The following is an 8,960-nucleotide window of genomic DNA, read 5'->3' as shown; positions in this document are numbered from 1 at the left end:
GGATAATGGCTCTTTCTCCGTGCATTAAGTTAACTGAGTTCTCTGCGTCCTTCAAGCGCTTTGGACAAGGTGACCTCATCGGCGTATTCAAGGTCGCCGCCAACCGGCAGGCCGTGGGCAATCCGCGTTACCCGAATACCAAACGGTTTGACAAGCCTCGAAATATACATCGCGGTCGCTTCGCCTTCAATATTCGGATTCGTCGCCAAGATCAGCTCTTGCACCCGCTCATCGCTCAAGCGGCGAAGCAGCTCGGCAATCTTGATCTGATCCGGCCCAATTCCCTCAATTGGAGATATAGCACCCTGAAGCACGTGATAATGTCCTTGAAATTCCTTCGTCCGTTCCATGGCCACAAGGTCCTTTGATTCCTGAACCACACAAATAACGGAGTTATCGCGCGTTTTATCCTGGCAAATCCGGCATGGATCGGTATCGGTAATATTGCAGCAAACGGAGCAGTACGTCAGATTACGCTTAACGCTGACAAGCGCCTTAGCGAAATCGATAACATCATCTTCTTTCATGCGAAGCACATGAAAAGCCAATCTTGCGGCTGTCTTCGGTCCAACGCCCGGAAGCCGCGTAAAGGCATCAATAAGCTTCGCTATCGGTTCGGGATAAAACAAAACGCGCAGCCCCTTTCAAGCCTCCAGCCTAAACGGCTGACGCCGCCCTTGCGGCGGCGTCAGCATGCGTATAGCTTTTATATGTTATATAGACAGCAATCCGGCTTAGAACAAGCCCGGAATCTTCATGCCGCCAGTGAATTTGCCCATATCCTGGTTCGCAATTTCGTCTACTTTTGTCAATACGTCATTAACGGCTGTCAAAACAAGGTCTTGCAGCATTTCAACATCATCCGGATCTACCGCTTCAGGTTTGATCGCGATGCTAAGGATTTTTTTGTGGCCATTCGCTACCACGGTTACAACGCCGCCGCCAGCCGTACCTTCAACCGTTTTGTTTACAAGCTCTTCTTGGGCTTTCATCATTTGCTCTTGCATTTTCTTTACTTGCTTCATCATTTGGTTCATGTTATTCATGACTTATCACCTCATCGTAATAGTTAATTATCTTCTTTAATTACAACTAAGTCTTCACCAAAAAGCTTAACAGCTTCCTCTACCCATTGTGGACGCTGCTCCTCCCCGGTGTCAATCGCATCCGGCTGTAATTCCAGCGTTTCGCCTTCCTGCTCGCCTGAGCGGCTGGCCGCATTCTGCCATTCCTTGAGCATGCAGGTTGCAAGCTTGACCGGATTGCCGAATACGTCCTGCATGACCCGTTCGATAATCTCCCGGTGTGCCGGCCGCTCCGTGGTCTCCCGGTGCATTGTGTTCTTGAAGGCGACAAGTATCGTGGAATCCGTTGCGGCTACCGGCTCTCCGTCAACCAACCATGCATGTACCGTTATTCTTGCTTCCTTCACCCGGTGGAGCACTTCGTTCCACTTCATCCGAACTTGCCCCGTACCCGGACTGCCGGCTGCGGCAACAAAAGGATCAAGCTTCACGGTAGACCGGCTGACCGCAGCACCGCCTCCGCCAAAGCCGGGACGGCGGGATGGGCTGGTAGGCTGTCTGGCCGCACCGCCATCACCCGCTCCGGAACCGGCGCCTCCTCCGTTTTGTATAAGCTGCTCCAGCTTGCGCTCAAGGATCTCCACCTGCTGGCGAAGACGCTGTACTTCGGCCGATGCGGCTGGCGGAGAGGACGCCGCGGCATCGCCGCCGCTTCCCGCTCCCCCAGCACTCTCGTTACCTATTGTGCAAATTTTCATCAATGCGACTTCAAACAAAGTCTGCGGCTGCGAAGCATGCTTCATATCGGATTGATAGGTATTAAGAGTATCAATCATCTTAAACAACCGCTCGGAGCTGAAAGCATCGGCCATTCCGCGGAACCGTTCGGCGTCAACCACCCGCTCCGTTACCGCACCTTGCGGGGCTAGCTTTAATACAAGCAGATCGCGGAAATAGAAGATCAGATTCTCCATGCATTTGTCCGCGCTTTTCCCGGCTTGCGTTAAGCTCTCTACGAGCGGCATGATAGCGGCGACATTACGGTCCCGGATCGCTTCTGCCAGCGCATAGAACTGATCCGCGGCCATGCCTCCCGTCACATCAACAGCACCGTCAAGGGTGATTCTCGATCCGCCAAAAGCCGCAACCTGCTCAAGCAAGCTTATCGCATCGCGCATCCCGCCTTCGGATAGACGGGCAATATAAGCGATCGCATCCTCTTCCGCCTCAATGCCTTCTTCCCGGCAAATCTCAAACAGCCGCTCCGATTGCTCTTCCAGCGAGACTTGCCGGAAGTCGAATCTTTGGCAACGCGAAATAATCGTAGCCGGAAGCTTATGGGGCTCCGTGGTCGCCAGAATAAAGATAACATGTCCAGGCGGTTCCTCTAACGTCTTCAGAAGCGCGTTAAACGCCTCTGACGTCAGCATGTGGACTTCATCAATAATATACACTTTATATCGAACTTCAGACGGGGCATAACGGACTTTATCGCGAATATCCCGTATTTCGTCAATACCCCGGTTAGACGCCGCGTCAATCTCGACAACGTCCATAATATGACCGGCCGTTATACCGCGGCATGCATCGCATTCATTACAAGGCTCTTCCGCAGGGCCCCGTTCACAGTTAACCGCTTTTGCCAATACCTTGGCCGCCGTTGTTTTCCCCGTTCCCCGGGGACCATTAAATAAATAGGCGTGCGAAACCCGATTCTCCCGAATCGCATTTTGCAGCGTTTGTATAATATGCCGTTGTCCAACCATGTCCTGGAACGTCTGCGGACGCCAGGCACGATATAATGCAATATGACTCACGCGTTTACGTTCCCTTCGGCTTGCTCATTCTTGTTCTCTATTATACATCATGATGTCTATAAGCAAAACAAAAACACCCGCATTTCCGGCATCTGCTTCTTCAAAACAGATCCCCATCGCTGGTGTTCCTTCACTTAAACTATGAAAATGATGAACCGTGCACCTGCCCTCGATAACATGCGATCCAGGCGGCACTCTTGCGTCTCAGCTCGGGTCAGGCACTCCCCCGGCACATGAACAAACTTGCTTATGGCTGCTTCCTTCCGGACCTGACCAGGTTCACAAGCGTCCATTGCGGAGGACCCAACCGTCAACACTGATTGCAAGCGCCAAACCCTGCATCACATAACCTAAAGCAGGAATTCAACCTCGCTAAAGCGGATTGCGAGTTACAGGGCACCGCTAACTCCCCATCTAGCACGGCAAAACTAAGTATAGCCCATCCAATCGCAAAGCGCAACCGTAGGATAATGGTAGTTAGGATTAACGGGACGCTTTCACTTTGACATGGTAGCGCGGCATGTTAAGCTGAACAGCCTGCTCCGTCTTTGCGCGCAGCGCCTCAAGCTGAGCGTCCGTCAGATTGGAAGCAGCCTTGATATGAACGGTGAGATCCCCGCCATTAAACGCGACACGACTGCTTTTGATTCCGTCGATTGGCTGCAGCACCTGATTAATAAGCTTCCTGTCCGACTCGTAATTAAGGAATGTCTTGTTATTAGGCAGGTTCGGGTTGCTGTTGGAATAACCCATGTATCCGTCATGGCCATAGGTTTCCACCTTGCCGTCATTCGTCCGGTGCCCATTGTTCACCCCGTCGGCAGCACAGCCGGTCAAACTAGCGATGACCAATGCGGGTATCGCGAATCCCATAAATATTAAGCGCAGCTTGCGGCGCAGCATCTTTTTGGTAAGCAATCAAAAAACCTCCCTTTAACCATAGGATGGCTAAGGGAGGTTTTCTTATTCTGCCAAATTAAGCGGCAGATGAGATTAAATGCCGTATTTCTTTTTGAAACGATCGACGCGACCGCCTGCATCCAAGAACTTTTGCTTACCCGTGAAGAACGGGTGACATGCGGAACAAACCTCTACGCGAAGATTCGATTTGATCGAACCTGTCTCGAACGTGTTACCGCAAGCGCAAGTGATGTTGGATACGTGGTATGTCGGATGAATACCTTGTTTCATCTCGTTCACCTCTTTCTGCCCTGAACCACATGCGGATCCAGAGTTATAAATCACACAACTCGGATTATAGCACGACCATTACAAGCATGCAATGCCGATGTTTTGCCAGCTACTTGCGCGCCGCCGCCGGCGGAAGATGCGTGTACGAGCCGATAACGACATCCGGCAGCTCTTCTCGAAAGATTTCAAGCATCTGCTTCATCCCGTAAATCTCGCCTTTGGCAGGAGGAATCAGCTGCAGGTAGCTCTCCGGATCGATATTCAGGTTACGCATTTGAATAAGCTTTAGTCCGGTTCGCTTCGCGAATCCGATCATCGCCTCGATCTCTTCCTCGCGGTCGGTTACCCCGGGGAAGATCAAGTAGTTGATGGAGGTGTATACCCCTTTATCCGTCGCGTACTTCAAGGATTTCTCCACATTGGCAAGCGTATATGCGCGCGGCTTGTAGTAAGCATTGTAATGCTCGTCAATAGCGCTTATCGTGCTGACGCGCATCAGGTCAAGACCCGCGTCGACGATTGCGCGCATGAAGTCCGTAAGTCCGGCATTCGTATTGATATTGATATAGCCCTGGTTTGTCTGGCTTCTCACGATCTTCATCGCTTCCACGATGATTTTGGCCTGCGTGGAAGGCTCGCCTTCGCAGCCTTGGCCAAAGCTGATGATCGATTCCGGCGTTTTCAGGTGCTCCAGCATTACTTCCACGATCTCATCCACCGTAGGCTTGAAGTTCATCCGCGTCTGAGGCGCAACAAACCCGCTGTCATCCGGCTGCTCCGAAATGCAGCCGAAGCATCCCGCGTTGCAGGAATAAGAAACGGGTACCCCGCCCTCCCAGCGCTGAAGGAACGTGTTGGAGGAAGTTAAGCATTCGTAGCCAAGGGCGCAATGTGACAAATGCTTGTACAGTCTGTTCTCCGGGTATTTAGCAGTCAGCAGTTCTACTCCTTTGCGGACATCTCCCCGGTCGCAGTTAAGCGGATCCCATTTGTACGGATCATCGCTTTGCTCCGCCGCCACATAAAAACCGCCGTCCTTCCAAACGACAGAGGTGTAGCCAAAGAGCGGAAACTTCTCATTCTTATCGGTCTTCACATAGCTTGGCAGCGCCAGCCGGGTATAACCCTGCGGCAACAAAGCGCCTACAGCCTGGTAATTGCCGGAGAGCATTTTCATTTCGCCGGTATCCGGATCCATAAAGACCGGACGGGTATGAGGCAGCCCTACGAGCGTAGCCCCCCTTGGCAGAGGGATCAGCTCGTCCTCCATTAATTCGACGATCATATCGCCGCTGCGCCCAAGCGCTATATAGTCAGGATGATCAAACACATTGCCTTTCTCATCCGCGTATACGAGATTCATCTTGATGTCCTCCTTCCGGCGGCACTAGGAGCCGTGCGTCGTGCGCGGCGCCGGTCGCCTTCCGGTTGCTGCGCTGCTTTTGAGTCCCGCACCTGTAGTACCCGTACCTGCGCTTGTCCGCTGCTGCGGGGCAGGTTGATCTTCCGATGTGTCAAGCGACATCAGGAATTCCTCATTCGTCTTCGAATCGGCGAGCTTCTTCAGGAAGCCGTCGACGAAGTCAGGCGTATCGGTCATATTGCGGCGCACAACCCATAATTTATCCAATTCTTCTTTCGATAAAAGCATTTCTTCGCGGCGCGTACCCGATCTGCGGATATCGAGCGCCGGGAAAATACGGCGTTCTGCAAGCTTGCGGTCTAGATGCAGCTCCATATTGCCCGTACCTTTAAATTCTTCATAAATGATGTCATCCATACGCGAGCCGGTCTCGATAAGCGCCGTCGCGAGAATCGTCAAGCTGCCGCCCTCTTCCACATTCCGGGCCGCGCCAAAGAAGCGCTTCGGACGATGGAAAGCTGCCGGATCGATACCGCCGCTAAGCGTACGTCCGGATGGCGGCACAACCAGGTTATAAGCACGGGCAAGACGGGTAATGCTGTCGAGCAAAATAACAACGTCTTTCTTGTGTTCTACCAGACGCAGCGCCCGTTCAAGCACAAGCTCGGCTACTTTTATATGGTTTTCAGGTACTTCATCAAACGTAGAAGCAATAACTTCACCCTTCACGGAACGCTGCATATCCGTTACTTCCTCGGGGCGTTCATCAATAAGCAGCACAAACAACTCGATATCCGGGTGATTCGTCGAAATACTGTTCGCTATTTCTTTGAGCAGCAAGGTTTTACCCGCTTTTGGCGGAGCTACAATCAGTCCGCGTTGACCAAGGCCAACAGGCGCAAGTAAGTCCATAATTCGAGTAGAAAGTTTGGAAGATGCCGTTTCCAGCACGAGCTTTTTCTGTGGATAAAGAGGAGTTAGAGCGGGAAAATGAAGTCTTTCGGCCGCTTGCGCAGGATCGGTGCCGTTTACGGCGTTTACCTGGAGGAGACCAAAGTATTTCTCAGAGTCTTTCGGCAGCCGGCATTTGCCCGATACAAGGTCGCCGGTACGCAAGTCGAATTTTCGAATCTGGGAAGCAGAGATATAAATATCCTCTTTGCTAGGCAAATAGTTGATTGGCCGTAAGAAGCCGAAGCCTTCCGGTAGTGTTTCAAGTACACCCTGCATAAACATGAGGCCGCTTTTTTCCGCTTGTGCCCGTAAAATCGCAAATATTAATTCCTTCTTCTTCAGCTGGCCGTAGTACGGTATTTGATATTGCTTCGCCAATTTGTACAACTCGGTCAGCTTCATTTCTTCGAGATCGGAGATCTGAAGATCTGTCATATTCTCACCACTTTGTATTCAGTTTTAGCTATCATTATATACCCGATTTGACGAATTCTATTCGTTCAGCCTGCCAGAAAAACGCCAAATCGGGTGGTTCACTCCGTTAAAAATAACAATTATTCCGTTTCCCGCCAAACATCCGCACCAAGTCTGCGCAGGTTATCAACGAGATTGTCGTAACCGCGGTCAATATATTCTACGCCAGTGATCTCCGTAATTCCTTCTTTGACGGTAAGACCGGCTATCACAAGCGCCGCCCCTGCCCGCAGATCGGCGGCTTTAACCTTTGCCGCAAAAAACTCTCCGCCCTCAATAATGGCGGAACGGCCTTCCACGCGAATATTCGCGCCCATCCGGTTCAGTTCCGGCACATGCTTGAAACGGTTGCTGTAGACATAATCGCTCAGGATGCTGACGCCCTTGGCCTGGGCAAGCAGCGTTGTCATCGGAGACTGAAGGTCCGTTGCAAAACCCGGGTAAACCAGAGCTTTCACGTCAACGGCCGTATACTCCGGAGCACCGATAATACGGATAGACTCGTCCATTTCCTGAACGGTTACGCCCATTTCTTCAAGCTTTGCCGTCATGGCTTCCATATGCTTCGGAATAACGTTGTCGATGGTAACGTCTCCGCGCGTTGCCGCGGCTGCAATCATGTAAGTGCCTGCCTGAATCCGGTCCGGAATAATCGAATGGCGGCAGCCATGCATGCTGTCTACCCCTTCAATCCGGATCGTCTCCGTACCCGCACCCTTGATCCTCGCGCCCATCGCGTTCAAAAGCGTTGCTACATCTATAATCTCAGGCTCTTTTGCCGCATTTTCGATAATCGTAGAGCCTTTGGCCCGGGAGGCCGCAAGCATTATATTAATGGTCGCGCCAACGCTGACAACGTCGAGATAAATTTTCGCTCCACGCAGCTCTTTGGCATGAATCCGCATCGAGCCTTGTTCGTTGGTAACGGTAGCACCCAGAGCTTCAAAGCCTTTAATATGCTGATCGATTGGTCTTGGCTCGAAATTACATCCGCCAGGCAATCCGATAATCGCTTCCCCAAAGCGTCCAAGCATGGCACCCATCAAATAATAAGAAGCACGCAGCAGCTTCACTTTTCCATTTGGCATCGGTTTCGATTCAAGCCGCGAAGGATCAATCTTCATGACATCGCCCTGCCAGCTTACGACAGCACCGAGGTCCTGCAGGATCTCACTATATACGACAACATCGCTCAAATGGGGCAAATTGTCCAATACCACTTCTGATTCTGCCAATATGGCAGCCGGAACCAGAGCGACGGCACTGTTCTTTGCTCCGCTTATTTGGACGGTGCCCCGCAGCGGACGTCCACCGCGTATCATCAATTTCTCCATCAAATATAGTCCTCCCGAAATGTAAGAAGAAACATAGGAAAACCGCCATATGGCGCGAGCTTATACTGACACGCTCGCCGTGATGGGCGGCTCATTATCCCGTACTCCTATTTAGTACACTTTGCTTGTTTTTGCTTCTTTGCGAAGCAAAATTTTATCGTTAATAAAAGATTAACATGTCTATTAGACCGTTGATTCTGAGCCATTATACCATATCGGGACAGGGAATGGTATTTCTCTTACAGAAGTAGGCAACGGGTTAGAAACCTTTAATATAGGGGGTGCAAATTAATCCTTTTAAAAGGGAATTCTCATAAAAAAAAGGGTCCCTTAGGACCCTACCGCAAAGCGGTTATTGGAATTGCCGCCGTGAAGCTGCATATTAACCGCAATCCGCATCTCATCGATATCGAACGGTTTCGTGAAATGCATAACAGCCCCCAGATCGGTCGCTTCCTTGATCATGTCAAGCTCGCCGTAAGCCGTCATCATGATGACTTTGATATCACGGTTAATTGCCTTCACATGCTTTAAAATTTCAAGTCCGTCCATCCCCGGAATCTTCATATCAAGCAGAACGAGGTCAGGATTCTCGGCTTTTACGATTTCCAGTGCCAACCTACCGTTTGAAGCTTGGAAAGTATTGTAGCCTTCACTGCTGAACACTTCCATCAGAAGCACACGGATGCCATTCTGATCGTCAACGATCAATAGCTTCTTCTTCTCCAAGATATTTACCTCCCGCGACTCGACCCACAACTGGTCAACTCTTCCATAATCGTTAATATATTCGCGCGGAGAG

The 8,960-nt window shown here is 51.0% G+C and carries 9 protein-coding genes and 1 other RNA gene; all 10 read right to left on the bottom strand.

Annotated elements, in window-relative coordinates; genetic code table 11:
* Positions 1–29: 29 nt before the first annotated feature.
* The 10 genes from recR to ACR9FF_RS00750 all read right to left on the bottom strand — a co-directional run bounded on the left by recR (position 30) and on the right by ACR9FF_RS00750 (position 8,887).
* On the bottom strand, positions 30–629 hold the full coding sequence (gene recR, locus ACR9FF_RS00795; RefSeq protein WP_127497867.1) for a recombination mediator RecR: 600 nt from the start codon (positions 627–629) through the stop codon (positions 30–32).
* Positions 630–734: 105 nt separating this feature from the next.
* On the bottom strand, positions 735–1,046 hold the full coding sequence (locus ACR9FF_RS00790) for a YbaB/EbfC family nucleoid-associated protein (protein ID WP_127497865.1): 312 nt from the start codon (positions 1,044–1,046) through the stop codon (positions 735–737).
* Positions 1,047–1,069: 23 nt separating this feature from the next.
* Complete coding sequence (gene dnaX, locus ACR9FF_RS00785) at positions 1,070–2,842, bottom strand: DNA polymerase III subunit gamma/tau (protein ID WP_435168260.1); 1,773 nt, start codon at positions 2,840–2,842, stop codon at positions 1,070–1,072.
* A 155-nt stretch (positions 2,843–2,997) separates the two neighbouring features.
* Positions 2,998–3,265: signal recognition particle sRNA large type (gene ffs / locus ACR9FF_RS00780), an RNA gene on the bottom strand.
* A gap of 60 nt (positions 3,266–3,325) precedes the next feature.
* Positions 3,326–3,760 (bottom strand): hypothetical protein, encoded by a 435-nt coding sequence (locus tag ACR9FF_RS00775; protein WP_435168258.1) that lies wholly within the window; start codon positions 3,758–3,760, stop codon positions 3,326–3,328.
* A gap of 75 nt (positions 3,761–3,835) precedes the next feature.
* The gene (rpmE, locus tag ACR9FF_RS00770; protein ID WP_012772144.1) at positions 3,836–4,033 is read right to left on the bottom strand and encodes a 50S ribosomal protein L31; all 198 of its coding nucleotides are present in this window, start codon (positions 4,031–4,033) and stop codon (positions 3,836–3,838) included.
* Between the two features lie 109 nt (positions 4,034–4,142).
* A complete protein-coding gene (locus tag ACR9FF_RS00765) occupies positions 4,143–5,396 on the bottom strand; it encodes a radical SAM protein (RefSeq protein WP_127497859.1) in 1,254 nt (417 codons plus the stop codon).
* Positions 5,397–5,420: 24 nt separating this feature from the next.
* The gene (gene rho / locus ACR9FF_RS00760) at positions 5,421–6,785 is read right to left on the bottom strand and encodes a transcription termination factor Rho (protein WP_435168255.1); all 1,365 of its coding nucleotides are present in this window, start codon (positions 6,783–6,785) and stop codon (positions 5,421–5,423) included.
* Positions 6,786–6,904: 119 nt separating this feature from the next.
* Positions 6,905–8,158 carry a UDP-N-acetylglucosamine 1-carboxyvinyltransferase gene (locus ACR9FF_RS00755; protein WP_127497855.1) on the bottom strand — a complete coding sequence of 418 codons (1,254 nt, stop codon included), beginning with the start codon at positions 8,156–8,158 and terminating at the stop codon, positions 6,905–6,907.
* A gap of 330 nt (positions 8,159–8,488) precedes the next feature.
* Positions 8,489–8,887 carry a response regulator gene (locus tag ACR9FF_RS00750; protein WP_012772140.1) on the bottom strand — a complete coding sequence of 133 codons (399 nt, stop codon included), beginning with the start codon at positions 8,885–8,887 and terminating at the stop codon, positions 8,489–8,491.
* Positions 8,888–8,960 lie beyond the last annotated feature (73 nt).

The organism is Paenibacillus glycanilyticus (assembly GCF_051200795.1).
GTDB classification, from domain to species: Bacteria; Bacillota; Bacilli; order Paenibacillales; family Paenibacillaceae; genus Pristimantibacillus; species Pristimantibacillus glycanilyticus.
The sequence above is the reverse complement of the archived record's forward strand: the minus strand, read 5'-3'. Positions and strand labels throughout refer to the sequence as shown.